This window comes from Kitasatospora sp. NPDC101235, assembly GCF_044767505.1.
GTDB lineage: Bacteria > Actinomycetota > Actinomycetes > Streptomycetales > Streptomycetaceae > Kitasatospora.
On the sequence record NZ_JBIWNZ010000010.1, the window covers coordinates 127,975 to 154,064 of the forward strand.

Annotated in this window: 23 protein-coding genes; 20 read left to right on the forward strand and 3 right to left on the reverse strand. The window is 72.2% G+C overall.

Features of this window, described 5'->3' with window-relative positions:
* Positions 1-49: 49 nt before the first annotated feature.
* A complete protein-coding gene (gene bcp, locus ACIRRH_RS18800) occupies positions 50-523 on the reverse strand; it encodes a thioredoxin-dependent thiol peroxidase (protein WP_403068211.1) in 474 nt (157 codons plus the stop codon).
* Between the two features lie 166 nt (positions 524-689).
* Between bcp and ACIRRH_RS18805 the strand changes: the two genes are divergently transcribed.
* The 3 genes from ACIRRH_RS18805 to ACIRRH_RS18815 all read left to right on the forward strand — a co-directional run bounded on the left by ACIRRH_RS18805 (position 690) and on the right by ACIRRH_RS18815 (position 2,474).
* Complete coding sequence (locus ACIRRH_RS18805) at positions 690-1,031, forward strand: DUF3618 domain-containing protein (protein WP_403068214.1); 342 nt, start codon at positions 690-692, stop codon at positions 1,029-1,031.
* Positions 1,032-1,217: 186 nt separating this feature from the next.
* Complete coding sequence (locus ACIRRH_RS18810; protein ID WP_049655715.1) at positions 1,218-1,520, forward strand: co-chaperone GroES; 303 nt, start codon at positions 1,218-1,220, stop codon at positions 1,518-1,520.
* Positions 1,521-2,066: 546 nt separating this feature from the next.
* Positions 2,067-2,474: a hypothetical protein gene (locus ACIRRH_RS18815; RefSeq protein WP_403068217.1), complete on the forward strand. Its 408-nt coding sequence runs from the start codon at positions 2,067-2,069 to the stop codon at positions 2,472-2,474.
* A 39-nt stretch (positions 2,475-2,513) separates the two neighbouring features.
* Here ACIRRH_RS18815 and ACIRRH_RS18820 read toward each other — a convergent pair whose 3' ends face one another.
* A complete protein-coding gene (locus ACIRRH_RS18820) occupies positions 2,514-4,841 on the reverse strand; it encodes a transglycosylase domain-containing protein (protein ID WP_403068220.1) in 2,328 nt (775 codons plus the stop codon).
* A gap of 223 nt (positions 4,842-5,064) precedes the next feature.
* Between ACIRRH_RS18820 and ACIRRH_RS18825 the strand changes: the two genes are divergently transcribed.
* The 13 genes from ACIRRH_RS18825 to ACIRRH_RS18885 all read left to right on the forward strand — a co-directional run bounded on the left by ACIRRH_RS18825 (position 5,065) and on the right by ACIRRH_RS18885 (position 17,935).
* Positions 5,065-5,862 (forward strand): ABC transporter permease, encoded by a 798-nt coding sequence (locus tag ACIRRH_RS18825; protein ID WP_403068223.1) that lies wholly within the window; start codon positions 5,065-5,067, stop codon positions 5,860-5,862.
* Entirely contained in the window at positions 5,855-6,712 is an 858-nt protein-coding gene (locus ACIRRH_RS18830) for an ABC transporter permease (RefSeq protein WP_403068226.1), read from the forward strand. Before ACIRRH_RS18825 ends, ACIRRH_RS18830 begins: the two co-directional genes overlap by 8 nt.
* Positions 6,713-6,738: 26 nt before the next feature.
* Complete coding sequence (locus ACIRRH_RS18835; protein WP_403068229.1) at positions 6,739-7,701, forward strand: ATP-binding cassette domain-containing protein; 963 nt, start codon at positions 6,739-6,741, stop codon at positions 7,699-7,701.
* Positions 7,702-7,968: 267 nt separating this feature from the next.
* The gene (locus tag ACIRRH_RS18840; protein WP_403068232.1) at positions 7,969-9,222 is read left to right on the forward strand and encodes a glycosyltransferase family 2 protein; all 1,254 of its coding nucleotides are present in this window, start codon (positions 7,969-7,971) and stop codon (positions 9,220-9,222) included.
* A gap of 2 nt (positions 9,223-9,224) precedes the next feature.
* Positions 9,225-10,520 (forward strand): nucleotide sugar dehydrogenase, encoded by a 1,296-nt coding sequence (locus ACIRRH_RS18845; RefSeq protein ID WP_403068574.1) that lies wholly within the window; start codon positions 9,225-9,227, stop codon positions 10,518-10,520.
* 158 nt (positions 10,521-10,678) lie between these two features.
* Complete coding sequence (locus ACIRRH_RS18850; protein ID WP_403068235.1) at positions 10,679-11,974, forward strand: DUF445 domain-containing protein; 1,296 nt, start codon at positions 10,679-10,681, stop codon at positions 11,972-11,974.
* A 144-nt stretch (positions 11,975-12,118) separates the two neighbouring features.
* Positions 12,119-13,159: an adenosine deaminase gene (locus ACIRRH_RS18855; protein WP_403068577.1), complete on the forward strand. Its 1,041-nt coding sequence runs from the start codon at positions 12,119-12,121 to the stop codon at positions 13,157-13,159.
* 160 nt (positions 13,160-13,319) lie between these two features.
* Positions 13,320-13,880, forward strand: a complete 561-nt coding sequence (locus ACIRRH_RS18860; RefSeq protein WP_403068238.1) for a toxin-antitoxin system HicB family antitoxin — start codon at positions 13,320-13,322, stop codon at positions 13,878-13,880.
* Positions 13,881-14,009: 129 nt separating this feature from the next.
* A complete protein-coding gene (locus ACIRRH_RS18865; protein WP_403068241.1) occupies positions 14,010-14,849 on the forward strand; it encodes a DUF4097 family beta strand repeat-containing protein in 840 nt (279 codons plus the stop codon).
* A complete protein-coding gene (locus ACIRRH_RS18870) occupies positions 14,849-15,802 on the forward strand; it encodes an ATP-binding cassette domain-containing protein (protein ID WP_403068244.1) in 954 nt (317 codons plus the stop codon). Before ACIRRH_RS18865 ends, ACIRRH_RS18870 begins: the two co-directional genes overlap by 1 nt.
* The gene (locus tag ACIRRH_RS18875; RefSeq protein ID WP_403068247.1) at positions 15,799-16,581 is read left to right on the forward strand and encodes an ABC transporter permease; all 783 of its coding nucleotides are present in this window, start codon (positions 15,799-15,801) and stop codon (positions 16,579-16,581) included. The genes ACIRRH_RS18870 and ACIRRH_RS18875 overlap by 4 nt, the downstream gene beginning before the upstream one ends.
* Before the next feature lie 116 nt (positions 16,582-16,697).
* Positions 16,698-17,282 (forward strand): hypothetical protein, encoded by a 585-nt coding sequence (locus ACIRRH_RS18880; protein WP_403068250.1) that lies wholly within the window; start codon positions 16,698-16,700, stop codon positions 17,280-17,282.
* A gap of 56 nt (positions 17,283-17,338) precedes the next feature.
* A complete protein-coding gene (locus ACIRRH_RS18885) occupies positions 17,339-17,935 on the forward strand; it encodes a hypothetical protein (protein WP_403068253.1) in 597 nt (198 codons plus the stop codon).
* A gap of 64 nt (positions 17,936-17,999) precedes the next feature.
* Here the strand turns inward: ACIRRH_RS18885 and ACIRRH_RS18890 are convergent, their stop codons facing one another.
* Positions 18,000-18,260 (reverse strand): hypothetical protein, encoded by a 261-nt coding sequence (locus ACIRRH_RS18890; RefSeq protein WP_403068256.1) that lies wholly within the window; start codon positions 18,258-18,260, stop codon positions 18,000-18,002.
* A 162-nt stretch (positions 18,261-18,422) separates the two neighbouring features.
* On the opposite strand from ACIRRH_RS18890, the gene ACIRRH_RS18895 reads away from it, so the two are divergent.
* The 4 genes from ACIRRH_RS18895 (at position 18,423) to ACIRRH_RS18910 (ending at position 26,061) form a co-directional block, all read left to right on the forward strand.
* On the forward strand, positions 18,423-19,223 hold the full coding sequence (locus ACIRRH_RS18895) for an ABC transporter ATP-binding protein (protein WP_403068258.1): 801 nt from the start codon (positions 18,423-18,425) through the stop codon (positions 19,221-19,223).
* Entirely contained in the window at positions 19,220-21,820 is a 2,601-nt protein-coding gene (locus tag ACIRRH_RS18900; RefSeq protein ID WP_403068261.1) for an ABC transporter permease, read from the forward strand. Before ACIRRH_RS18895 ends, ACIRRH_RS18900 begins: the two co-directional genes overlap by 4 nt.
* Positions 21,821-22,396: 576 nt before the next feature.
* A complete protein-coding gene (locus ACIRRH_RS18905) occupies positions 22,397-24,583 on the forward strand; it encodes an IPT/TIG domain-containing protein (protein WP_403068264.1) in 2,187 nt (728 codons plus the stop codon).
* Between the two features lie 392 nt (positions 24,584-24,975).
* The gene (locus ACIRRH_RS18910) at positions 24,976-26,061 is read left to right on the forward strand and encodes a HEAT repeat domain-containing protein (RefSeq protein WP_403068267.1); all 1,086 of its coding nucleotides are present in this window, start codon (positions 24,976-24,978) and stop codon (positions 26,059-26,061) included.
* Positions 26,062-26,090: the final 29 nt, after the last annotated feature.

Sequence of the window (26,090 nt, forward strand, 5' to 3'; positions counted from 1 at the left end):
CACCCGGTCGGGGGGTGCGCCGCCACCGCTTCGTCGTCCCGGCCCGTCCCTACGCGCCGACCTTGAGGTCGCGCAGCAGCTTGGCGACGTGGCCGGTGGCCCGCACGTTGTAGAAGGCGTGCTCGACCTTGCCGTGCTCGTCCACGACCACCGTGGAGCGGATCACGCCGAGGTAGGTGCGGCCGTAGTTCTGCTTCTCGCCGAAGGCGCCGTAGGCCTCCAGCACCTTCTTGTCCGGGTCGGAGAGCAGGGTGACCTTGAGGTTCTCGGCCTCGCGGAACTTGCCGAGCTTCTCCGGCTTGTCCGGGGAGATGCCGATGACGTCGTAGCCGGCGCCCGCGAAGACCTCCAGGTTGTCGGTGAAGTCGCAGGCCTGCTTGGTGCAGCCGGGGGTCAGGGCGGCGGGGTAGAAGTAGACGATGACCTTGCGGCCCGCGTGGTCGGCGAGGGACACCTGGTTGCCGTCGGCGTCGGGCAGGCTGAAGGCGGGCGCGGTGTCGCCGGGTTGGAGACGCTCACTCACGGTCGTACTCTCCTGGAGGCTGGGACGGGCGGTCGTACCACGGCAAACTTACCTCCGATGGTGGGTGGGGCCGCGCGGCCGTGTGCGGCAGCTGACACACTGGGTCAGTCGAACCGATCGCACGGATCGGACGGAACAACATCGGCAAGTGAATGGGGTGGCCCGAGTGGGCGAGGCGAGCACGCAGGACAAGTCGGCGCGGACGACCGCCCAGATCGAGGCGGACATCGAGCGGACGCGTGACCGGCTGGCGTCGACCCTGGACGAGCTGGCCGTCCGCGTCCACCCGAGCACCATCTCCGCCCAGGTCAAGGCCAAGGCGGCGGCCGCCGTCGAGGAGAAGACCGCCCGGGCGTACGTGGCCGCCAGCGGCGTGGTGGAGAAGGTCCGGGCGCAGTTCGTGGACGAGCACGGGCAGCCGCGCCGGGAGCGGGTCGTCCCGGCCGCGCTGGTCGGCGTGGGCCTGGTGCTGCTGGTCGCCTCGGCCCGCAAGCGCCGCAAGGGCTGAACTCCGGGGGACGGAGGAGGCCGGGCGCAACTGGTGCCCGGCCTTCCGCATGCCGGGCCAGCGTCACGCTCCGCGCCCGGGGGAGGTACCTTCGGGACCGTGAGTACGAACGACGAAGCGACCCGCTCCGACCACGCGCACGAGCCCGCCCGCCACGACCGGCTCGGCGAGAAGCTGCCGATCCGGATGCTGCACGACCGCGTGCTGGTGCGCATCGAGGGCGGCGAGGGCGAGCGCCGGTCGACCGGCGGCATCCTGATCCCTGCCACGGCGGAGCTGTCCAAGCGGTGCACCTGGGCGGAGGCCGTCGCGGTGGGCCAGAGCGTGCGCTCGGTGGAGCCCGGCGACCGGGTGCTGTACGACCCGGAGGACAAGCTGGAGGTCGAGGTCCGCGGCGCCACCTACGTGCTGCTGCGCGAGCGCGACCTGCACGCCGTCGCCGCGACCCGATTCGGCGACACGGAGGGCTCGACCGGGCTGTACCTCTGAGGCGACGAACGGGTGAAGGAGAGTTGCGACAGCCCCCTGGGAACACGGGGGCTGATCGGCATGGGTGGCCGATGTCTACAGCCGGTTCACGTAACGTGGCGGTGGCTGGCTTTTTACTCCGCCCTCGGGACGCATGCAACCGCACCCGACGTAACCGACAGTAAGAAAACCAGCTGTAGTACTACTCTCGAAGAGGTCGCGGCGGCCTTGAAGATCACCCCCCCGGCGACGGCCAGTCATCCGCCCGGCAGATATGAGCGTCGCTCGCCTGACCGAATGCGATCTCGCCGGTCTCTGCCGGTTCATTCTTCATTCCTGAGAGCCACTCAAGGGGCCAAGTGGTCAGCCCCGCCAGCTGAATTCACCGCGAGTCAAAAACCAAAAAGGTGGCTTAGTGCAGTTCATCGCGGGTCCGCGCCCTTGGTGGACTCCTTCGGGGCCGTGCAGCGTTATTGGCCAAGGCTGTCAAGATTGGCCGGCCGTTCGGGTGGGAGTCGACCCGGCGGCGTGGTTGCACGGCTCCTGCGGCGGGGGGAGACTTGGATCGTGGGGGAGTGGAAGATAGGGGAGATGGAGGTTATGCCGTTCATAAGCTGCAACATCACACTTCATAACCACACGGGCAATGACATGTTCGTGAACGACTTCGGCCTGTCTCATGGTGAATGGCACGATGGCGTCCTCCCTGACGCCGCCGTGGGAGATAGGGCCAGAAGCCAATGGCAGAGCGACTCGCGTGGGACCGCGACCGGCACCGAGGGTTTCATCGACTACCGCCTGGGGGGCGGGCCGGCGGGACCAGGGCCGACTGTGATTCACGTCCACTGGGATGTCCCGTTCATTGGGTCAAATTCGATGGATGTCAACGTCCCCGACTCCATACAGGCGCAATTTACCAACAACTCAGGGAACAATGTTGACAACTCGATAACACTACTGCCCAAGGATGAGTAGTCGTTTCATGGCAGGAGCTGTGAAATCTGTATCGTGCCACTAGGGCGTGGGCGGCGCCGCCGGGCGGCTCGTGGGCGCGCCGGTGGCGCTGGGCAGGGTGGTGGGACGGGTCGGCTGGGGCGGGGTGGGCTTGGGGGCGGGGCTGGGTTGTTCCGGGTCCGTGGTCGGCTTGGTGGCCTGCGGGCTGGGGGCGGTCGGGCCGGGTGCGGGTTGTGCGGTGGTGGCGGGGGCGCCGGGCGCGTGGCCGGGGGGAGTGCCGGGGGCCGGGTCGGTGTTGGTGGGTGCGCCGCCGGTGGGGGTGGTGGTGGCGCTGGGGGTGGTGCTGACGGGGGCGGTGGGCCAGGGGGTGGCTTCGGGGGCGCCGTGGCCGGCCTGGAGGTCGAAGTCCTGGGTGGGGGTGCCGTTGAGGGCGGCGGTCATGTAGGCGGTCCAGATCCGGGTGGGGAAGGTGCCGCCGTTGATCCGGGTGAGGCCGGCGGTGCCGGACAGCGGTTCCTTGGCGTGGGTCTTCGGGTGCTCTCGGAACAGGCCGACGGTGGTGGCGAGTTCGGGGGTGTAGCCGGCGAACCAGGCGGAGAGGTTGGAGTCGGTGGTGCCGGTCTTGCCGGCGGCCGGGCGGCCCAGGTCGAGGGCGGCGGCGCCGGTGCCGTGCGGGCTGATGACGTCGCGCAGCACGTCGGTGACGGAGTCGGCGATCTCCCGGTCGAGTGCCTGGGTGGGGTTGTGCTCGGGCATCTTGGGGACGTCGACGGCGCCGCCGGGATTGACGCGTTCGAGTTTGAGGACGGACCAGGGGGTGTGTGCCTGGCCGTGGTCGGCGAGGGTGGCGTAGGCGCCGGCCAGGTCGAGGGCGCTGGGGGTGGCGGTGCCGAGGGTCATCGAGGTGTTGGCCGGGTCCATGCCGCGGACGGCGTCGGGGATGCCGAGTTTGACGGCGGTCTCGCGGACGCGGGCGAGTCCGGCGTCCACGCCCTCCTGCGCGTACACGGAGTTGACGGACTTCACCATGGCGTAGCGCAGGGTGATGTTGCCGTAGTCGATGTCGTCCTCGTTGGGCGGGGCGTACGGGGTGGGGCCGCCGGTGACGGGGCGTTCGCTGGTGCCGTCGTAGCGGGATTCGGTGGTGATCGGGCGGCCGTCGGGGGAGTGCTGGGCGACCAGGCCGGCGGCGAGGTCGATGGGTTTGAAGGTGGAGCCGATCTGGTTGTCCTGGCGGAGCGCGTCGTTGTAGGGCTGCTTGGCGTAGTCGGGGCCGCCGTAGACGGCGACGACCCGGCCGGTGGCGGGTTCGACGGAGGCGCCGGCGGCCCGGACGTCGGTGTCGGTGTCGGGGCGGGCCTGGGGGTCGAGTTCTCCGGTGAGCTGGTCCTGGACGGCCTTGGCGAAGGCGTTCTGCCGGGGCTGGTCGAAGGTGGTGGTGATGCGCCAGCCGCCGGCCTTGAGGGTGGCGGCGTCGAGGGTGCCGGAGGAGATGAGGTAGTCGTCGGCGACGCCGACCAGGTAGCCGGCCTGGCCGGCGAGGCCGGTGGCGGGCTGGGGGTCGATCGGGTCGGGGAAGGTGGTGGCGGCGCGGTCGGCGGGGGTGAGGAAGCCGAGTTGGACCATGCCGTCGAGGGCGTAGTTCCAGCGGGCGACGGCCTTTTCGCGGTTGGCGGGGGTGGCGGTCCTGACGTCGTAGAGGCTGGGGGCCTGGAGCAGGGAGGCGAGGTAGGCGCCCTGGCCGAGCGTGAGTTGGGAGACGTCGACGCCGTAGTAGGCGTGGGCGGCGCTCTGGATGCCGTAGGCGCCGCGGCCGAAGTAGCTGCTGTTGAGGTAGCCGGCGAGGATCTCGCGCTTGTCGCGCTGCTGGTCGACCTTGAGGGCGATGAGCAGTTCGCGGCCCTTGCGCTCGATGGTCCGGTCCTGGGTGAGGTAGTAGTTCTTGACGTACTGCTGGGTGATGGTGGAGCCGCCCTGCATGCCTCTGCCGAGCAGGGTGTTCCAGCCGGCCCGGAGCATGCCCTTCAGGTCGATGCCGCGGTTCTGGTAGAAGGAGCGGTCCTCGGCGGAGACGACGGCCTGCTGGGTCTGGAGCGGGATCTGGTCGATGGTGACGTCGGTGCGGTTGACGGCGCCGGTGCGGGCGATCTCGGTGGTGCCGTCGGCGTAGAGGTAGATGTTGTTCTGGGCGACGGCGTGGGCGTTGGGGTCGGGCACCGGGACGATGACGTAGAGCACGGCGAAGGCACCGACGGCGAGCAGGATCAGTGCGGTGAGGGTGCCGAGGGTGACCCGCCAGGTGGGCAGGAGCCGGCGCCAGAACGGTAGGGCGCGGCGGGCCTCGCGGCGGGCGGCCCGTTTGGCCTGGCGTCGGGTGCTCAAGGTCATGCCGCGATTATCTGCTATTTGACGTCGGGTCAGGGGGCGAAAAATCGGGTGCGGGTGGTGCGGGCCGGAGGTACGGTGAAAGGTGCAAACCACATAGCGCACCCACTTTCGCAGCTCCGCCCGCCTGGCCCGGCACCCCCGGGTACGGCCGGTCGGAGCCGCTGGGGTGTGCGCGGATGTCGAAGGGCATATCCCTGCCCGTATTTGTCGACAAGGAGACAATATGCTCTACGCCGCCGTTGCCCGCGGCGCCTTCCGCCGCTACTCCACCTACCGGGCCGCCACCGTGGCCGGCACCTTCACCAACACCGTCTTCGGCATCATCCTGGCCTACACCTTCCTCGCCCTCTGGCAGGCCCGCCCCGGCCTCGGCGGCTACGACCAGAGCCAGGCCGTCACGTACATCTGGGTCAGCCAGAGCCTGCTGGTCACCGTCGCGGTCTGGGGCGGCGGCTTCCAGGACGACCTCCAGGAGCGCTTCCGCAGCGGTGACATCGCCGTCGACCTCTACCGCCCGGTCGACTTCCAGGGCTGGTGGCTGGCCTCCGACCTCGGCCGGGCCGGCTTCCAGGCACTGGTGCGCGGCACCGTGCCGATGCTGATCGGCGCCCTGGTGTTCCGCATCCGGCTGCCCGAACACCCGTTGACCTGGGCCTTCTTCCTGCTCTCCGTGCTGCTGGCGGTGGTCGTCAGCTTCGGGCTGCGCTTCCTGGTCTCGATCACCGGCTTCTGGCTGCACGACTCGGAGGGGGTGCGCTCGGTGATGCTGGTGGTCTCGATGTTCTTCTCCGGGATGCTGCTGCCGGTCGCGCTGTTCCCCGGCTGGCTCGGCGAGCTCGGCCGGGCGCTGCCCTGGTCTGCGCTGGTGAACGTCCCCACCGACGTCTTCCTGGAGCGGACGGCCGGCACCGCCGTGCCCGGGGCGCTCGGCTTCCAGCTCGGCTGGGCGGCGGCGCTGCTCGCCGCCGGGCGCGGCGCCCAGTGGCTGGCCACCCGCAGGGTGGTGGTGCAGGGTGGCTGAGCAACTCGTGCGGGAGCCCTTCGTGCGGGAGCCCTTCGTGCCCCGCGCCGCCTGGGCGCTGCGCTCCTGGTGGCTCTGCGCCCGGATGTGGATGCGCTCGATGATGGCCTACCGGGCCTCCTTCGCGCTGAACCTGGTGGCGAGCGTGGTCATCCACGCCCTCGACTTCGTGGTGCTGGTGATCATGTTCCTGCACACCGACCGGCTCGGCGGCTGGAGCCTGCCGGAGATCGCCTTCCTGTACGCCACCGCCACCTTCTCGCTCGGCGTCGCCAACCTGCTGGTCGGCTCGGCCGACGGGCTCGGTGCGCGGATCGTCAGCGGCTCGCTGGACACCATGCTGATCCGGCCCGCGCCCGCGCTCTCCCAGCTGTGCGCGGAACGCTTCTCGCTGCGCCGGCTCGGCCGCCCGCTCCAGGCCGTCGCGGTGCTGGTCTGGTCGCTGGCCGCCCTGGACGTGCACTGGACCTGGGACCGGGTGCTGCTGGTGCCCGTCCTGCTGGTCTGCGGCACCGTCATCTTCGGCGCCGTCTTCATCGGCGGCGCCACCGTCCAGTTCTGGTGGGGCGAGTCCAAGGAGATCCAGAACTCCTTCACCTACGGCGGCGCGACGCTGCTGCACTACCCGCCGACGATCTTCGCCAAGGAGCTGGTCGCCGGGGTGGTCTTCGGCGTCCCGCTGGCCTTCGTCAACTGGCTGCCCGCGCTGCGCATCCTCGACCGGCCCGACCCGCTCGGCCTGCCCGCCGCCTTCCAGTTCGCCTCGCCGGTCGCCGCCGCGGTCTGCGTCCTCGCCGCCGGGCTCGCCTGGCGCGCCGGGCTGCGCGCCTACCGCGGCACCGGCAGCTGAACCCCCTACCCCCTGAAGGAGCTTCCATGGCACTGATCGAACTCCAGGACGTCCACCGCAGCTTCACCGTACGGACCCGCACCGGCCGGTTCAGCCGGGCCAAACGCGAGGTCCGCGCGGTGGACGGACTCAGCTTCACCGTCGAGGCCGGCGAGTGCGTCGGCTACATCGGGCCCAACGGGGCCGGCAAGTCCACCACCATCAAGATGCTCACCGGCATCCTCGTCCCCAGCTCCGGGCGGCTGCGGGTGGCCGGCGTCGACCCGGCCCGCGAACGCGTCGCGCTGGCCCGCCGGATCGGCGTCGTCTTCGGCCAGCGCACCACCCTCTGGTGGGACCTGCCGCTGCGCGACTCCTTCGAACTAGCCCGCCGGATCTACCGCATCCCCGACGCCCGGTACCGCGAGAACCTCGGCCGCTGCGTCGAACTGCTCGACCTCGGCGGCCTGCTGGACACCCCGGTGCGCCAGCTCTCGCTCGGCCAGCGGATGCGCGGCGACCTCGCGGCGGCGCTGCTGCACGATCCCCAGGTGCTCTACCTGGACGAGCCGACCATCGGTCTGGACGTGCTCAGCAAGGGCAAGGTGCGCGAGTTCCTGCGCGAGGTCAACCGGGACCGCGGCACCACCGTGCTGCTCACCACTCACGACCTGACCGACATCGAGCAGCTCTGCGACCGGGTGATGGTGATCGACCACGGCCGGGTGGTGTACGACGGCGGGCTGGAGGGCCTGCACACCACCGGCCGCAGCGAGCGGACGCTGGTGGTGGACCTCGCGCAGGAGCTCGCCCACCCGGTCGAGGTGCCCGGGGCCCGGGTCACCAGGGTCGAGGGACCGCGCCAGTGGCTGGCCTTCCCGGCCGAGGAGAGCGCCGCGCCGATCGTGGCGGCGGTCGCCGCGCGCTACCCGCTGGTGGACCTGTCGGTGCGCGAGCCGGCCATCGAGGACGTGATCGCCCGGATGTACGCGGAGGTCGCGATCGGCTGAGGTGCGGCCGCCCTGCTGCCGGTCGGTCGAACAGGAGCAGCAGGGCGGCGCCCCCGGCCAGGACCCGGGGGATGACGTCCGAGACGACGCCGACCTTCCGGCCGTAGAGGTGGTCGCTGTAGACGATCACGTGCTCCCCCTTCCTTCGTTCTCCGGCCGTCGCGCGTCCGTGCGGTGGCCGGGAAGGTGTTCTGTTCCCTGTCGCCGGTGCGGGTGATGATCGTTACCCCGGGACCTCGCCACGAGTTGATCCGGCATCATTCGCCGATGCCGGAACCGGAGGCCCGCCGCCCGATGGCCGTACCCGACGTGACCGTGGTGGTCGCGGTCTACAACACCATGCCGTACCTCACCGCCTGCCTGGACTCGCTGGTCGGGCAGTCGCTGGCGCCGGGGCGGTTGGAGGTGGTGGCCGTGGACGACGGCTCCACGGACGGCGGCGGGGAGCTGCTGGACGAGTACGCCGCCCGCCACCCCGGGCTGTTCACGGTGGTGCACCAGCCCAACTCGGGCGGCCCGGCGGCCCCGGCCAACCGCGGCCTGGAGCTGGCCCGCGGCCGTTACGTGCTGTTCCTGGGCGCGGACGACTGGCTCGGCGAGGAGGCGCTGGAGCGGCTGGTCGCGGCCGCCGACGCCTGGGGCTCGGACGTGGTGGTGCCCAAGCAGGTCGGGGTGAACGGGCGGCTGGTGCCGCAGGGGCTCTTCCACGCCGACGCCGAGTCGGTGGGCTTCGCCGACTCCGCGTTGGCCTGGGCGCTGGCCGACGCCAAGCTGTTCCGGCTCGACCTGGTCCGGCGCCACGGGCTGCGCCGCGACGAGGGGTTGAAGGTCTTCGCGGACCAGCCGTTCACCCTGGAGGCCTGCCTGCGCGCGGCCAGGGTGTCCGTCCTCGCCTCCTACGACTGCTACTTCCTGGTGCTGCGCGAGGACCGGAGCAACGTCACCGAGCGGGCCGGGGTGCTCGACCGGCTGCGCGGGATCGCCGCGCTCCAGCAGGTGGCCGCGGAACTCGCCCGGCCGGGCGAGGAGTTGGACGCCATTCGGGCGCGCGGCTTCGCCTGGGACGTGCCGCGCCTGCTGCAGGAGGGCTTCCTGCTGCTGTCGAAGGACGTGCAGGAGCGGGTGTGCGTCGAGGTCGCCCGGCTGGTCGAGCGGTTCGGCGCCCGCGAGGTGTACCACCGGCTGCCGGTCGCCGAGCGGGTGCGGATCGAACTCGCCTGCGCGGTACGGCCGGAGGCGCTGCGCGACCAGATCCGCTACGAGGCGGCGCACGGTGATCCACCGGTGGTGGCGGACGGGCGGCGGCAGTACGCGGGCTACCCGGCGTTCCGGGACGCCCGGCTCGGCCTGCCGGACGAGCTGTTCCTGCTGCGCGAGGAGGCGGCCGAGGTGGCCGCCCCGCCGCTCAACCTCGCCCGGCAGCTGTGGCGCGGGCTCGTCCCGGAGCAGTTGCGGCGCGGGCTGCGGCGCCACCCGGCGTGGCGCCGGCTGGCCGACTCGGTGAACGGAGGACGGGGATGAGCCTGGACGTCTGCGTGGTCGGGCTGGGCAGGCCGGGCCTGCCACTGGCGGTGCAGTTCGCGCTGAAGGGCCACCGGGTGACCGGCGCGGACACCGCGCCCGACGTGGTGGACGGCGTCAACCGGGGCGTGCCGCCGTTCCCCCGGGAGGCGGGCCTGGACCAGGCGCTCAAGCGGGTCGTCGCCGAGGGCCGGCTGCGGGCCACCACCGACGCCACGGCCGCGGCGGCCCGGGCCGAGGCCGTGGTGCTGGTCGTCCCGCTGGGCATCGCCACCGACGGCAGCCCGGACTTCGCCCTGCTCGACGCGGCCACCGACGCCGTCGCGGCCGGACTGCGCCGGGGCACCCTGGTCAGCTACGAGACCACCCTGCCGGTCGGCACCACCAGGGAGCGCTGGGCGCCCCGGCTGGCGGCCGGGTCGGGGCTCGTGGCCGGGGCGGACTTCGCGCTGGTGTTCAGCCCGGCGCGGGTCCGCACCGGACGGGTCTTCGCCGACCTGCGGCGCTACCCCAAGCTGGTCGGCGGCCTGGACGCGTCCTCCACCCGGCGCGGCGCCGAGTTCTACCGGGCGGTGCTGGACTTCGACCCGCGCCCGGACCTGCCCCGGCCCAACGGCGTCTGGGAACTGGCCTCGGCGGAGGCGGCCGAGTTCAGCAAGCTCGCCGAGACCACGTACCGGGACGTCAACATCGCGCTGGCCAACCAGTTCGCCCGGTACGCGGACGAGGTCGGGGTGGACTTCGCGGAGATCGCCGACGCCTGCAACTCGCAGCCGTACAGCCACCTGCACCGGCCGGGCATCGCGGTCGGCGGGCACTGCATCCCGGTGTACCCGCGGCTGTACCTGTGGAACGACCCGGGCGCGACGGTGGTCCGGGCGGCGCGCGAGGCCAACCTGGCCGTGCCGGGGTACGCGGCGGGCGTGCTGGCGGGGGCGGTGCCGGGCGGGATCGCCGGGCAGGGCGTGCTGGTGCTCGGTGCCTCGTACCGGGGCGGGGTCAAGGAGACGGCGCACTCCGGGGTGTTCCCGCTGGTCGAGGCGGTGCGGTCGGCGGGCGCGCGGCCGTACGTCAGCGACCCGCTCTACGAGGCGGAGGAGTTGGCGGCGCTCGGGCTGCCGCCGTACGGCGGGGAGCCGGTGGTGGCGGCGGTGCTGCAGGCGGACCACCCGGAGTACCGGGACCTGACGCCGGTGGACCTGCCGGGGGTGCGGGTGCTGCTGGACGGGCGGCGGTGCACGGACCCGAAGCGCTGGGCGGGCACGGAGGTGCGGCGGATGGTGCTGGGCGGGGCGTGAAGCCCGCCCCGTCCGGGGTGAGAGCGGGCCGGGCGGGGCGGTGAGCGGCCCGGCCGGGAGGGTGTGAAGCCTGTCCCGGCCGGCGCGTGACCCCTGCCTGGGGCGCGTGATCGCGAGGCACGCCCCCGTCCACTCCGGGCAACAGGCAGACTGGCGGGGTGAGTGACGATGCCTTCAGCGGGACCGGCCCCGGGGTCCGGTTCACCGCGGCCGACGAGCAGAAGAGACGCGGCGTCCGCCGGATGAAGACCATCGCGACCGGCCTGCTGGCCTTCGCGACCCTGGTCTTCGTCCTCTCCACCTGGGCCGGTGCGGCCGGTGCCGGCCCCTGGACGGGGTACGTGGCGGCCGCCGCCGAGGCGGGCATGGTCGGCGCGCTGGCCGACTGGTTCGCGGTGACCGCGCTGTTCCGCCGTCCGTTCGGCCTGCCGATCCCGCACACCGCGATCATCCCGACCAAGAAGGACGCCTTCGGCCGCTCGCTCGGCGACTTCGTGGGCGAGAACTTCCTCTCCGGCCACGTGGTCCGGGGCCGCCTGGCGGCGCTCGGCATCGGCCGCCGGCTGGGGGAGTGGCTGGCCGCGCCGGGCAGTGCCGAGCGGGTCACCAAGGAGGCCTCGGCGGCGCTGCGCGGCCTGCTCGCGGTGCTCCGCGACGACGACGTGCGGGCGGTGGTCGCCGAGGCGGTGACCAGGCGGGCCGCCGCCACCTCGGTGGCCGAGCCGATGGGCCGGATGCTGGGCAAGGTGGTCGCGGACGGCGGGCACCGCGGGGTGGTGGACCTCGTCGCGGTCCGGGCGCACGGGTGGCTGACCACCAACCACGAGGACGTGGTCCGGAAGGTCACCCAGAAGACCCCGGGCTGGACGCCCCGGTTCATCGACCAGCAGGTCGGCGAGCGGGTCTACAAGGAGCTGCTGCGCTTCGTCACCGAGATCCGGGACGACCCCGACCACCCGGCGCGCGGCGCGGTCGACAACTTCCTCGCCGACTTCGCGACCGAGCTGCAGACCGACCCGGAGACCATCGCCCGGGTCGAGCGGGCCAAGGGCGAGCTGCTGGCCCGCCCCGAGGTGCAGGACCTGATCGACTCCACCTGGGCGGCCGTGCGCTCCCTGGTGATGAGTGCGGCCGAGGACGAGGACAGCGAACTGCGCCGGCGCATCCGCGACGGCGTGCGCCGCTTCGGCGAGCGCCTGGCCACCGAACCCAAGCTCCAGGCCAAGGTGGACGGCTGGCTCCAGGACGCCGCCCAGTACCTGGTCGACACCTACCGCACCGAGATCACCTCGCTGATCTCCGAGACGGTGGCGAGCTGGGACGCCGACGACGCCTCGCGCAAGATCGAGGCCAACGTCGGCCGCGACCTCCAGTTCATCCGGATCAACGGCACCGTGGTCGGCGCCCTGGCCGGGCTGCTGATCCACACGGTGGCGGTCGCGCTCGGGGGCTGATCCCCCTGGAGGTGATCCCCCGGCGGGTGATCCCGGGCACGGCCTATCCTTGCCAGCAACTGTCTTCGGTACGCGCGTAGAAGGAAGAAGGGAACCACCGTGGTCCAGCCGGACGGAAGTCGGATCGGCCCCAGTGTCAGTCGGATCGGGTCCACAGACCGGAGCATCGAGGCGTTCATCGCCGGGATGCCCAAGGCGGAGCTGCACGTCCACCACGTCGGCTCGGCCTCGCCGCGCGTGGTCGCCGAACTGGCCGCCCGGCACGCCGGGAACTCCAAGGTGCCGACCGACCCGGCGGCGCTCGCCGAGTACTTCACCTTCACCGACTTCGCGCACTTCATCGAGGTCTACCTGAGCGTCGTGGACCTGGTCCGGGACGCCGAGGACGTCCGCGCGCTCACCTACGGCGTGGCCGAGGACATGGCCCGGCAGAACATCCGGTACGCCGAGCTGACCATCACCCCGTACTCCTCGGTCCGCCGGGGCATCCCCGAGGTCGCCTTCATGGAGGCGATCGAGGACGCCCGGCTGCGCGCCGAGAAGGAGCTCGGCGTGGTGCTGCGCTGGTGCTTCGACATCCCGGGCGAGGCCGGGCTGGAGTCGGCCGAGGTGACCGCCCGGTTGGCCACCGAGCTGGCCCCCGGGGGGCTGGTCAGCTTCGGTCTGGGCGGCCCGGAGATCGGTGTGCCGCGCCCGCAGTTCAAGCCGTACTTCGACCGGGCCCGGGCGGCCGGCCTGCGCAGCGTCCCGCACGCGGGCGAGACCACCGGGCCGGAGACGGTCTGGGACGCGATCCGGGTGCTCGGCGCCGAACGCATCGGGCACGGCACCCAGGCGGTGAAGGACCCGGCGCTGCTCGACCACCTGGGCGAGCACCGCATCCCGCTGGAGGTCTGCCCGACCTCCAACATCGCCACCCGGGCCGTGGAGCGGATCGAGGACCACCCGATCAAGCGGATGGTGGACGCCGGGCTGCTGGTGACGGTCAACAGCGACGACCCGCCGATGTTCGGCACCGACCTCAACACCGAGTACGCGGTGGCGGCGCGGCTGCTGGGCCTGGACGAGGCGGGGGTGGCGGGCCTGGCCCGCAACGCCGTCGAGGCCTCCTTCCTGGACCAGGCGGGCAAGACCCGGCTGGCGGGGGAGATAGACGCCTACCTGGCGGGCTGGCAGCAGCCGTAGTCCGACGTTGCCGTACTGACGTTTCCCCTGGTGAACCGCCCCGTCGACCTCGGTCGGCGGGGCGGTTCCGTCGTTGGCGCCAGACCCGCTCAGGCGATGGCGCCAAAGTGGTGCCACTAATGACTCGACATGGCACCATCGCTGTGCCAAGCTATCGGCCATGGACCTCACGCCGTACGTGGAAAACCTCCGGAACGAGCTCGCGGTGGCCGCCGCCACCGGCGGCGACGAAGCCCGCGCGCTGGCCGAGCGGCTGACGCTCCCGCTGGAGTCGGCCGTGCGGCTCACCCTGCTCAACGCGCTCTCGGCCGCCATGGGCGAAGTCACCCGCGACCTCGCCCCCGGCTCGGTGGACGTGCGCCTGCGCGGACTCGACCCGGAGTTCGTGGTCACGGCGCCGCCCGGATCGGACGCCTTCCACGGTGATGTGGCGCCGCAGGTGGTGCCGGTGGTGCCACTCGCACCGTCGGTGGCGCCACCGGCGGTGCCGGAGCCGGACGAGACGGGCACCGCCCGGATCAACCTGCGCCTGCCCGCCCACCTCAAGGCCCGGGCGGAGGAGGCTGCCGCCGAGGCCGGCCTCTCGCTCAACGCCTGGCTGGTCCGCGCCCTGGCCGGCGCACTGGAGGGCGGTGAACCGGCCCGCCGGCCGGTCGCCGACCCGGGCAGCCGGGTCCCGCGCAGCGTCGGCGGCCAGGGCTTCACCGGCTGGGTCCACTAGCACCTCCGCAGCACCCGCAGCATCCGTACGACCTCTCGCACCACCTCCCGCACCACCTTCTGCACCTTCGACGTCACCCCCGCTCCGACCAGCGGGAACACCTACACGAGTCAAGAGGACGGGACAGCCATGCCTACGTACGAGACCGACGGACCGATCTCCGCCATCCTTGAGTTCGACATCGGCTCGGTCTGGATCAAGGCGAGCAAGCGCACCGACGCCGTGGTCGAGGTCCGGCCGGCCAACCCGGCCAAGGAGGCGGACGTCAAGGCCGCCGAACAGACCCAGGTCGACTTCTCCGGCGGCCGGCTCGGTATCAAGACCCCCAAGCAGCGCTCCGTCTTCGCCAGCAAGAAGGGCGCGGTCGAGATCCTGGTCGAGCTGCCGGTCGGCTCCGAGGTCCACAGCGAGTCCCCGATGGCCGAGTTCGTCACCGAGGGCCCGCTCGGCGCCTGCCGGCTGAAGACCTCGCTCGGCCGGATCCAGGTCGAGCATGCCGACAGCGTGCGGCTCGACAGCGGCTTCGGCGACGTCCGGCTCGGAGGGACGGCCTTCGACGCCGAGGTGACGGGCTCCGGCCGGATCGAGGTCGGCTCCGTCGGCGGCCGGCTGACGGTCAAGAACAGCAACGGTGACACCGAGATCGACGAGGTGCGCGGCGAGCTGCACGCCAACGCCTCCAACGGCCGGATCCACGTCGGCCGCGCCGAGGGGAACGTGGACGCCAAGTCCGCCCACGGCCACATCCGGGTCGGCCGGGTGGTCCGCGGCCAGGTCACCCTCCAGACCAGCGTGGGGGACGTGGAGGTCGGCATCGCGGAGGGCACCGCGGCCTGGCTCGACGTGCACGCCAAGGTCGGTGGCGTCCGCAACGACCTCGGCCCCACCCAGGGCCCTGGCGACGCGATGGAGACGGTCGAGGTCCGCGGCCGCACCCAGGTCGGCAACGTCATCGTCCGGAGGGCGTGATGGCGGCGAACGCGGCGAACGCGGCGGTCCCGGCGATCTCGGCGACCGCACTCACCAAGTCCTACGGGGACAAGGCGGTCCTGAAGGGCGTCGACCTGGAGATCCCGGCGGGCAGCGTGTTCGCCCTGCTCGGGCCCAACGGCGCCGGCAAGACCACCACCGTGCAGATCCTCTCCACCCTGATCCCCACCGACGGCGGCTCGGCCCGGGTGGCCGGGCACGACGTGGAACGCGAGGCCGACGCGGTGCGGAAGGCGATCGGGGTGACGGGCCAGTTCTCGGCGGTGGACAACCTGCTCACCGCCGAGGAGAACCTGATGCTGATGGCCGACCTCAACCACCTCCGCCGTCGGGAGGGGCGGAGGCGGGCGGAGGAGCTGTTACGGCGCTTCGACCTCACCGAGGCCTCCCGCAAGGCCGTCACCACCTTCTCCGGCGGCATGCGGCGCAAGCTCGACCTCGCGATGACGCTGGTCGGCGACCCGAAGGTGATCTTCCTGGACGAGCCGACCACCGGGCTGGACCCGCGCAGCCGGCGCACCATGTGGGAGATCATCCGGGGCCTGGTCGCCGACCACGGGGTGACGATCTTCCTCACCACCCAGTACCTGGAGGAGGCCGACCAGCTCGCCGACCGGATCGCCGTCCTGGACGGCGGCCGGATCGTCGCCGAGGGCACGGCCGAGGAGTTGAAGCGGCTCGCCCCCGGCGGGCGGATCAGGCTCCAGTTCGCGGACGCCGGCCGACTGGCCACCGCCGCCGCACTGTTCGAGTACGCCACGGCCGACGCCGAGGCGCTGAGGCTGGAGATCCCGGGGGACAACTCCGTCCTCACCGTGAAGGCCGTGCTGGACACGCTCGACAACGCGTCCGTGCAGGCCGAGTCGCTGGTCGTGGAGACGGCCGACCTGGACGACGCGTTCCTCCAGCTGACCGGGGAGGGGGCGCGATGAGCATGGCCACCGGTACGGCCGGCTACGCGCTCAGCGACTCGCTGACCATGCTGCGCCGCAACCTCAAGCACGCGCTGCGGTACCCGTCCCTGACCTTCGCGGTCGTGGTGATGCCGGTCATGATGCTGCTGCTGTTCAACTACGCCTACGGCAGCACGCTGGGCGCCGGGATCGGCGGCGGTCACTACATCGACTACGTCACGCCCGGCATCGTGCTGATGGCGGCCACGTCCGGCTCGTTGGTCACCGCGATCGGCATCTGCACCGACATGACCGAGGGCATCGTCAACCGCTTCCGCACGATGGCCATATCGCGCTCCGCCTTCCTGGCGGGGCACGTGGTCGGCAGCGTCATCCAGACCATGATCGGGCTGGTCCTGGTGATCGGCGCGGCCCTCGCGATGGGCTTCCGGCCGAACGCCGGGCCGGTGGAGTGGCTGGCCGCGGCGGGCCTGCTGCTCTTCCTCACCATCGCCCTGACCTGGATATCGGCCGGCATCGGCCTGGTGGCCAAGACGGTCGAGAGCGCCAGCAACATGCCGATGCCGCTGCAGTTCCTGCCCTTCATCGGCAGCGCCATCGTGCCGACCGACTCCATGCCGACGGCCATGCGCTGGTTCGCCGAGTACCAGCCCTTCACCCCCATGATCGAGACCCTGCGCGGGCTGCTGATGGGCACCGGGATCGGCGCCGGCGCCGCCTGGAGCGCCCTGGCCTGGTGCACCGTGCTGACGCTGGTCGGCTACTTCTGGTCGCGGAGCGTCTTCTACCGGCGCTGACAGGGGGCGGTCGGTGGTCCAGCGGGCCCGGACGACGGAGCACCCGTCGTCCGGGCCGCTCGGCACCCCCGTAGTAAAGTCCCGGCAAAGGACAACTCCGGGGGGAGCAAATGACGGTGACGCGTCGCAGGCAGGTCGTGTGGTGGCTCCGAGGCGCAGCGCTGGCGGCCTTCCTGGTGTACCTGCCGGGCTACGTCTCCTCCCGCCAGGGCGGGCTGGTCGAGGTCGAGCGCTGGCTGAACCACCCGGTGCTGCTGCTCGGGACGGCGGTCACGCTGGCCGTGGCCTCGGCGGTGGCCCAGTTCGAGTTCCGCACCAGGTGGGCGCAGATCGGCTGCGCGGCCGCCCTGTCACCGCTCCTCTTCATCGGGGCGGTGATCGGAATCCTGGCGTACCTCTTCGGCGGCGGGGCCCGGCCGGTCGACCGCACGCCCGACCCGAACCGCTCCGACCACGTGCTGAGCATTACCGACATCGCCTTCTCGATCGATCCGGTCTACCGGGTGGAGTTGGTGTCCGGCACCGGCTGGTCGGCCCGCCACTGGGAGCTCGGCACCTGGGACGAGGGCGACGGCTTGCTCAAGGCCGAATGGTCCGGCCCGGGCCGGATCACGGTGACCTTGCAGAGGGAGATCAAGGTCTTCACCGTGGACGAGGACGGGACGCTGGGCGGCCCCTCGGTGACGCCCCGGCCCCAATAGTCCCTGTGGTGCAATCCGTGCCGAAGTCCGGTGAAGAACCGTCGGGGGAGCGGGAGATGACAGCGGCGCGCCGCAAGCGGATCGCGTGGGGGCTCAGAGGGGTGGCGCTCGCGGCGCTGCTGGCGTACGCGGCCGGCCGGTACGCGTCCCGATCGGGTGGGTTGGTGGTGGTCGAGCAGTGGTTCGACCATCCGGTGCTGCTGGTCGGGTCGGCGGTCGTGCTGATCGTGGTCTCGCTGATCATCGAGTTCGAGTTCTGCACCGAGGTGTCGCCGGTCGGCTGCGCCGTTGGCGTGGTGGCGCTGATCCTCGGCTCACCACTGATCGCGCCCTTCGTCATCATGGCCGGCGATGGGAGGATCGAGCGGCAGGCCGCCCCGGGCCGGACGGACCGGGTGCTCACCCTCACCGACGTCTCCGGCTTCTCGATCGATCCGGTCTACCGGGTGGAGCTGGTGTCCGGTTCCGGCTGGTCGGCCCGCCACTGGAGCATGGGCACCTGGAACACTCGGGGCGGCTACATCGAACGCGCCGACTGGTCCGGGCCGGACCGGATCACCATCACCGGGCGTACGAAGCTCACGGTCTTCGACGTCCTCCCGGACGGCAGCCTGAGCGCCCCGCGGGAAGAGGCTCTGCCCCCGAAGCACTGAAGCCGGCCGGGCCCTCCTCCGGAGGCCGGGGGAGGGCCCGACCCTTCGCCTCAGTGAGGCGGCGTCACCATCGGTCGATGCCCATGGTGGTGGCCGCGCTGTGGATCGCGTTGTAGTGCGGGATCGACATGTCGGACTTCTTCTGGTTGGCGGGCAGGTTCCGGTCGGCGGCGCGGAACTCGTCGCGGGCCCCCGAGAGCAGGCTGGTGCCGTGGGAGACCGGGACGTCCTTCGTCCCGTGTGCCGGGTGGGACTTGCCGGCCGACTTGCTGCCGGCGTTGATCAGGGTGCTGCGGGCCTGGTTGTAGTGGCTGAAGGCGCACACCGGAGGCCCGGAAGGGCCTTCACCGCAAGGGCGTTCGCGTTCCTGACGGTGGGGTTATCCCCACCCCACGTCCGCCAGCCGCCTCCATGGTTCGCGCCACCCGCCGTTCCTAGCCTGGACCACGTCGCAGACGGACGACGATCCACAAGGGAAGGCAGCACCATGGCATCCCGCCGCCACCGCCCGGAGCACGGGCCGACCGGGCACCACGACCCCGCCCACCCCGCGATCGAACTGCGCGCGGTGCGACGCAGCTACGGGCGCGGCGGCGAGGCGGTGCACGCGCTGCGCGGGGTCGACCTCGCGCTGGGCCACGGCAGCTTCACCGCCGTGATGGGGCCTTCCGGCTCGGGCAAGAGCACCTTCCTGCAGTGCGCGGCGGGCCTGGACAAGCCGACCTCGGGTGAGGTGTTCCTCGGCGGCGAGGAGATCACCGGGCTGAGCGAGAACCGGCTCACCGTGCTGCGGCGCAGCCGGATCGGGTTCGTGTTCCAGTCCTTCAACCTGCTGCCCTCGCTGACCGTGCTGCAGAACGTCCTGCTGCCGCTGCGCCTCGCCGGTGAGCGTCAGGACCGCGGTCGTGCGCGGGAGTTACTGGCGCAGGTGGGTCTCGGTGAGCACGCCTCGCGCCGCCCGGGCCAGCTGTCCGGCGGCCAGCAGCAGCGGGTGGCGATCGCCCGGGCGCTGATCACCCGCCCCGAGGTGGTGTTCGCGGACGAGCCGACCGGTGCGCTGGACACCCGCACCGCGCACGAGGTGCTCGGCCTGCTGCGCCGTGCCGTGGACACGATGGGCGCGACGGTGGTCATGGTGACCCACGACCCGGTGGCCGCTTCCTTCGCCGACCGGGTGGTCTTCCTGGCCGACGGCGCCCTGGCGGGCGAACTGCACCACCCCGACCCGAAGTCCGTCGCCGACCGGATGGTCGCCCTGTCCACCGCCCCGGTGGGGACGACGGCATGAGCAACGGACTCGCGCGCTCCTCGGTGTGCTTCCGGCCCGCGTCCTTCGCGGGCACCTTCATCGCCCTGCTGTTCGGTGCGGCGGTCATCATGGGCTGCGGCACCCTGCTGCAGACCGGCATCACCGCGAGCGTGCCCCCGGTGCGCTACGCGAACGCGCCGGTGGTCGTCGCGGCCAATCCGGACGTCACGATCATCCGCAAGGTCTCCGACAAGGAGAAGACCGTCGAACGGCCGGTGTCCGACCGGGCCCGCGTGGACGCCGCCCTGGCCCAGCGCATCGCCGCCCAGCCCGGTGTCGCGGCGGCCCGCCCCGACACCGCCTTCCCGATCCAGCCGGGTCCGGCCACCCCCGGCCTGACCGGGCGCGGGTACGCGGCGCTCGGCATCGCCGGCGGCACGGACGTTCTGGTCGAGGGCCGCGCCCCCGGCCCGGGCGAGGTGGTCCTGGACGCCGCCACCGCACGGGACGCCCGGCTGGCACCCGGCGCGAGCCTCACGCTGGTCGCACCCGGCGCCAGCGACACCTACCGCATCTCCGGCCTGGCCGCGCCGCAGAGCGCCGGCCCGACGGCCTGGTTCGCCGACGGTGTGGCCGGGCAGCTCTCCGGTCACCCCGGCCGGGTGGACGCCATCGCCGTCCAGCCGCGTGAGGGCGTCGATGCCAAGGACCTCGCGCGCCGGCTCCGCGAAGCCCTCCATGACACCGCCGGCCCGCAGGCCGCCGCAGCGTCCCCCACCGGGATCAGGGTGGTCACCGGCGACGGCCGCGGCTCCGTCGAACATCCGGCGCTCGGGCAGAGCCGGGTGTTGCTCATCGCGATCGGCGGCTCCTTCGGCGGCACCGCCACCATGACGGCCGTCTTCGTGGTGGTGTCCACCATCGCCCTGGCCGTCGGCCAGCGGGCCCGCGAGTTCGCCCTGCTGCGCGCCGTCGGCGCGACCCCCCGGCAGATCCGCCGCACGATCGCCACGGAGGCGCTGCTGGTGGCTCCCCTCGCCGGTGCGCTCGGCCTCATCCCGGGCGTGGCGCTGGCCCGCTGGTGGTTCGACGGGCTGGTCTCGCGCGGCGCCGTCCCCGAGGGCGTCGAACTGGACGTCGGCCCGATCCCGGCGCTCGTCGCCGTCGCCACCTGCCTGCTCGCCGCACTGGCCGCCGGCTACCTCGCCGCGCACCGTCCCTCCGGCCTGCGCCCCGGCCAGGCGCTCGGCGAGGCGTCGGTGGAGGCCGGACGGGCGGGCGTGGTGCGGACCCTCCTCGGCCTGGTGGCCATCGCCGGCGGCGTCGTGCTGACCGTCGTCGCCGCCAACCTGAGCGGCGAGAACGCCGCCAACACCGCGCTCGGCGTGGTCATGTGCTTCCTGGTGGCCATCGCGCTGCTCGGCCCCTGGGTGGCCCGGATCGCCGCCGGGGTGCTCGGCCTGCCGCTGCGGGCGGGCGCGGGCGGCACCTCCGGCTCGCTGGCCGCCGACAACGCCCGGGCCAACGCCCGCCGGCTGACCTCTGCGATCACGCCCATCGCGATGGTCAGCGCCTTCTGCGGCACCATGCTGTTCATCCAGAGCACCGTCCAGCACGCCACCGGCGAGCAGGTGCGTGACGGGGTCGTCGCCGACCACGTGCTCGGCTCGACCGGCCCGGGCCTGCCCGCCGCCACCGCCGAACGGGCCGCCCAGGTGCCCGGCGTCGACGCCGCGATCGGCCTGCTGCGCACCGGAGCCGTCTACCGCTCCGACGGGAAGCTCCGCTCCGCCAACGTCCTCGGCGTGTCCGGCGACCCGGCGAAGCTGCCCCGGGTGCTCGACCTGGGCGTGCGCAGCGGCTCGCTCGCCGACCTCGCCCGGAGCACCGACACCGTCGCCCTCGACGTGACCCTCGCCGACAAGCTCGGCCTCAAGGTCGGCGACCGCGCCGCCTTCTGGCTGGGCGACGGCGCCCAGACACAGCAGACGGTCGTCGCCACGTACGAACGCGGGCTCGGCTTCGGGCAACTGATCCTGCCCCGGGCGGCCGTCGCCGCACACGCCGGCGTCGCCTATGACAGCCAGGTGCTCGTCGCGGACGCCCCCGGCGCCGACCGCGCCGACGTCGCCGCCCGGCTGGCGAAGCTCCCCGGCGACACCGCAGCCCCCGGAGAGGCCGCGGCCGGCGGGATCACGGAGACCGACCGTGCCGGGTACGTCGCGCAGACCGACCGCAAGCGCGAGGCCGGTGACTGGGCGAACTCCGTGATGGCGGCCGTCCTCGGCGGCTTCGCGGCGATCACCGCCGCCAACACGCTGGTGATGACGGTCCTGGACCGGAGCCGCGAGGTGGCGCTGCTGCGCCTCACCGGCGCCACCCGGCGGCAGGTGCGCGGCATGGTGCGCTGGGAGGCGCTGCTGGTGGCCGCGGCCGGGCTGCTGCTGGGCAGCCTGATCGCCTGGATCACCCTGGTGCCGATCGCCCGGGGACTGGCCGGCGCCTCGCCGTACGTTCCGCCGGGCACCGCCCTGCCGCTGGCTGCCGGGGCCGTGGTGCTCTGCCTCGCCGCGACGGCCCTGCCGGCCCGGGCCCTGCTGCGGTCCCGTCCGCTCGCGGCGAGCGGACGGCGGTAGGGGAACGCCCGCCCTGCCTGCCCGAGGTCCGGCAGGATCCGAGTGTGGCTCAACCCTCGGTGACGTCACCGTTTCCGGGCCGCAAATGCGGAAGGGTCCGGCACCTGTGCAGGTGCCGGACCCTTCCGACGGTGGAGCGCCAGGCCCGGGTTGCACGGACTCTTCCTACTGAAAGTAGGACGTGCTCTGGTAGCACCGCTGACGCCTGACGAGGAATCATCTCCCTCGCGACATGAGGAATATTAGCAGTTCAACACCCGTGTGCCGAATCGCGCCCCTGGAGCGCCCGGGCCGGGGAATGCGGAGGTCGAGCGAGAGCATGGCTCCCCCACTGGGGTCGCGGCGTCGGCTTGCTCGTCCTCGCCGGGGCATGGGCCGACTCGGCGTGGCCGCCGTCGGTGTCCACCTGGGCAGGAAGCTGGTGAAGATACCACGGACGTTCGCATTCCAGTTGTGAATGGACGGAAACGGTCATCATCCGCCACCATGTGATCCGTCAGATTCCGTGAACATGACCGGACTTGACGCCGCCTGGCCGGGGGGCCGGGCGGACCAACCCGCGGAGAGGCTGAGTACATGGCACTGGTCCCCGACAGCGGGGCAACCCGCCCGGGCCGCTGGCGAAGACTGCGACGCGGTATAGCGGCGACGGTGACGGCCACGGCGCTGGGCACCCTGGGTGCGGTCGTCCCGGCCGGGACGGGGCACGCCGCACCGTCGGCGCAGCTGGTCTACATCGCCAACATGGGCGACAACACCGTCACCGCCTACGACCCGGAGACCGGCGAGGTGGCCGCCACCATCCCGGTCGGCGTCAAGCCGGAGGGCGTGGCCCTGTCGCCGGACGGCACGAAGGTGCTGGTCACCAACAACGGCGGCGCCTCCCTGTCGATGATCGACACCACGAGCAACACCGTCGTCATGACCGTTCCGGTCGGCCAGTCCCCGCTGCCGGTGGCCTTCTCCCCGGACGGCAATCGCGCCTACGTGGGCTACGCCAGCTACGCCGGCCCGGGCAAGGTGGACGTGATCGACATGAGCACCCTGACGGTCGCCGCCAGCGTCGGTGTCGGCGCCTACGTGGACACGATCGCGCTGACCCCGGACGGCAAGCGGGCCTACGTCGCCTCCTTCTCCGGCAACTCGGTGTCCGTCATCGACACCGCCAGCAACACCGTCACCGCCACCGTCCGCCCGTCCGGCGGCCCCGAGAGCCCGTCCGGTCTCGCGGTCACTCCCGACGGCAAGCACGTGTACGTCGGCTACTACAACGGCTCCGGCACCAGGAGAGTGTCGGTGATCGACACCGCCACCGACACGGTCACGGCCGACCTTCCGATCACCAACCAGCCGCAGGGCATGGCCGTCACCCCGGACGGGCGGTACCTGTACGTCGCCAACACCATGGCCCACACGGTGACGGTCGCGGACACCACGACCAACACCGTCGTCGCCACCGTGCCGGTCGGCATCCGGCCGATCGGGCTGGCAATCGACCCGGCCGGTGCCGCCGTGTACGTCTCCAACAACACCTCGAAGAACGTGTCGGTCATCAGCACCGCGACCAACACCGTCACCGCCACCGTACCGACCGGGTCCGGCCCCTACGGCATCGCGATCGGCAAGCCCGTTCCGCCGGCGGTCACCGGGATCTCCCCCGACCACGGTCCGGCCGCGGGTGGCACGACCGTCACGATCAGCGGTAGCCGCCTGACCGGCACCAGCGCCGTCGACTTCGGCGGGACCCCGGCGAGCGACGTGAAGGTCGTCGACGGCAGCACCGTCACCGCGACCGTCCCGGCGCACGCCGCCGGCGCCGTCGACGTGGCCCTGACCGTCTCGGGCCGCACCGTGGCCGCCGGGAAGTACACGTACGACGCCCCGGCGCCCGCGGTGAGCGGCATCGCGCCCGACCACGGCCCGCTGGCCGGCGGCACCACCGTCACCATCACCGGCAGCAACCTGACCGGGGCGACCGGTGTCACCTTCGGCACCGTGCCCGCCACCGCGGTCACCGTCGACAGCGACACCCGGATCACCGCCACCGCGCCCGCCGGGAGCGCCGCCGGGAAGATCGACGTCACCGTCACGACCCCCGGCGGCACCAGCACCGCCCAGCCGTACACCTACGAGGACCCGGCGGCGATCGGGTCCTACGTCTTCGCCAAGTCCTCGGACCCGAAGTCCGGTTCGACGGTGAAGACGGGTGACAAGGTGACGTACAGCGTCACCGTCACCCAGCAGGGTGCGGGTGAGGTCAAGGGCGCCACGATCACGGACGACCTGTCGAAGGTCCTGGACGATGCCACCTACAACGGCGACGTGAAGGCCACCTCCGGCACCGCCGAGGTCAAGGACGGGAAGCTCACGTGGACCGGCGACCTGCCGGTGGGCGGCACCGCGACGATCACGTACTCCGTGACCGTCACCGGCAGCGGTGACGGCAAGCTGCAGAGCGTCGTCACCACGACGGACGACAAGCGCGGCCACTGCGCCACGGAGAAGGGCTGCGAGACCGACCACACGGTCCCGGCCGGCAGCACCCCGACGCCGACGCCCACCGATGGCGACCAGGCTCCCGGCGCTCCTGGAGCCGACCCGTCGGCCCCGGGGTCGGTGACCCCGGAGTACCCGTCGGCCCCGCAGGCATCGGGCATCCTCGCCCACACCGGTGCCACCGTGCTCACCACGGCGGCGATCGGCGGCGTCCTGCTGCTACTCGGCGGCCTCGCCTTCGCCCTCAGCCGGCGCCGCCACGGCTGACCGAGTCCTTGGCTGGAGTGGGAAGTCGGTGAGGCCGACTTCCCACTCCGGGGAGTTTCCTGTTCCTGGGCCGTGAACGCGGAAGGGTCCGGCACCTGTGTAGGTGCCGGACCCTTCCGACGGTGGAGCGCCAGGCCCGGGTTGCACGGACTCTTCCTACTGAAAGTAGGACGTGCTCTGGTAGCACCGCTGACGCCTGACGAGGACTCATGTTCCTCGCGACATCAGGAATATTAGCAGCTCAACGCCCCTGCACCGAATCGTGGTCCCGGGGCGCGGACTCATGCCCGTCACGCCTCCGTTCCGTGGCCGTGGAGGCCGGGGCCTGCTGCTGGAGCAGGCGGCAGGAATCCAGTGCCCCGGCACCGGGCCCTTCGGGTATGAATGCGCACATGGACAATGCGGTGGGGCTGGCGGGGCGCATGATGACTGCGGCGCGAGCGGCGGAGGCCTCGGAGGCGGACCAGGACTCGCACGCCTACTGGGCGCTGGTCTGGGAGGCGGCGGAGGGGGAGAACGGGGAGACCGCGCTGCGCTGCGGGTCGGGGTTGCTGGAGTCGGCCGATGCCCTGGAGCGACAGGTGGGCTGCGACCTGGTGGGAAACGCGGCCAACGCGCACGAGTCGCTGCGGAGCGAGGCGGCGACCGCCCTGATGGCGCTGGCCGACGCGGAGACGGAGGCCCGCGTGCTGCATTCCCTCGTCGGCGGCCTGGGCTGGGCGCGGGACCCGCGGGCCGTTCCCGTGCTGGTACGGCTTTCCGAACACGAGGACGCCGACCTGCGGCTTCAGGTCGCCTTCGCGATCGGCTCCGCCAACAGCGGACTGCCCGATGGTCCCGATGTGCGGGCTCTGATCCGGCTCACCGAGGATCAGCACCCCGAGGTCCGCAACTGGGCGGCTTTCTCGTTGGGAGTTCACCTGGACCAGGACACGACCGCCATCAGGGACGCGCTGTGGAAGTGCACCACCGATGAGTACGGCGAGGTCCGGGAGGAGGGCGTGCGGGGGCTGGCCAGACGGCACGACCCGCGGGCCGTCCCACTGATCGCGCAACTGCTGGGCTCCGACGACGGGTCCCACCTCCTCACCCTGGACGCAGCGGCGATCCTGGGCGTCCCCGAACTCCTGCCGGCTCTGGACGCCTATGAGCACGACCCAGTCGAAACCGACCGGGCCATCGCGGCCTGCGACCCGGTGCGGCGGGCCCGGATGGAGGACGACGCCTGGACGGTCGTCGTGGAGCTGGAGCGGCTGCGGCCCGGCATCGGCGCGGCGCTCAGCTCGCCGCGCTACGAGTCGGTGCACTGTCTGGAAGTGACCCTCCCGGATGCGGTCGACGCAGCCTACGACGCGGCCTCACTGCTCGCCCGCGCCGACGGGGACCCGGTGCGGGCGGCCGAGCTGGTGGTGGCCGACCTCGCTGCTCCCGCCGGGAGCGGACCGCGGGTCGGCGGTCTCCCGGAGTCTTCGGGCTGAGCGTCGCCGAGGGGGACGCCTCTGCCGCG

Excerpts from the sequence above, each read along its gene's own strand:
- ACIRRH_RS18900 (WP_403068261.1), top strand. The coding sequence starts at position 19,220 with ATGAGCAACGGACTCGCGCGCTCCTCGGTGTGCTTCCGGCCCGCGTCC.
- ACIRRH_RS18865 (WP_403068241.1), top strand. The coding sequence starts at position 14,010 with ATGCCTACGTACGAGACCGACGGACCGATCTCCGCCATCCTTGAGTTC.
- ACIRRH_RS18820 (WP_403068220.1), bottom strand. The coding sequence starts at position 4,841 with ATGACCTTGAGCACCCGACGCCAGGCCAAACGGGCCGCCCGCCGCGAG.
- ACIRRH_RS18860 (WP_403068238.1), top strand. The coding sequence starts at position 13,320 with ATGGACCTCACGCCGTACGTGGAAAACCTCCGGAACGAGCTCGCGGTG.
- ACIRRH_RS18885 (WP_403068253.1), top strand. The coding sequence starts at position 17,339 with ATGACAGCGGCGCGCCGCAAGCGGATCGCGTGGGGGCTCAGAGGGGTG.
- ACIRRH_RS18875 (WP_403068247.1), top strand. The coding sequence starts at position 15,799 with ATGAGCATGGCCACCGGTACGGCCGGCTACGCGCTCAGCGACTCGCTG.
- ACIRRH_RS18810 (WP_049655715.1), top strand. The coding sequence starts at position 1,218 with ATGCTGCACGACCGCGTGCTGGTGCGCATCGAGGGCGGCGAGGGCGAG.
- ACIRRH_RS18840 (WP_403068232.1), top strand. The coding sequence starts at position 7,969 with ATGCCGGAACCGGAGGCCCGCCGCCCGATGGCCGTACCCGACGTGACC.
- ACIRRH_RS18895 (WP_403068258.1), top strand. The coding sequence starts at position 18,423 with ATGGCATCCCGCCGCCACCGCCCGGAGCACGGGCCGACCGGGCACCAC.
- ACIRRH_RS18825 (WP_403068223.1), top strand. The coding sequence starts at position 5,065 with ATGCTCTACGCCGCCGTTGCCCGCGGCGCCTTCCGCCGCTACTCCACC.
- ACIRRH_RS18870 (WP_403068244.1), top strand. The coding sequence starts at position 14,849 with ATGGCGGCGAACGCGGCGAACGCGGCGGTCCCGGCGATCTCGGCGACC.
- ACIRRH_RS18905 (WP_403068264.1), top strand. The coding sequence starts at position 22,397 with ATGGCACTGGTCCCCGACAGCGGGGCAACCCGCCCGGGCCGCTGGCGA.
- ACIRRH_RS18910 (WP_403068267.1), top strand. The coding sequence starts at position 24,976 with ATGGACAATGCGGTGGGGCTGGCGGGGCGCATGATGACTGCGGCGCGA.
- ACIRRH_RS18835 (WP_403068229.1), top strand. The coding sequence starts at position 6,739 with ATGGCACTGATCGAACTCCAGGACGTCCACCGCAGCTTCACCGTACGG.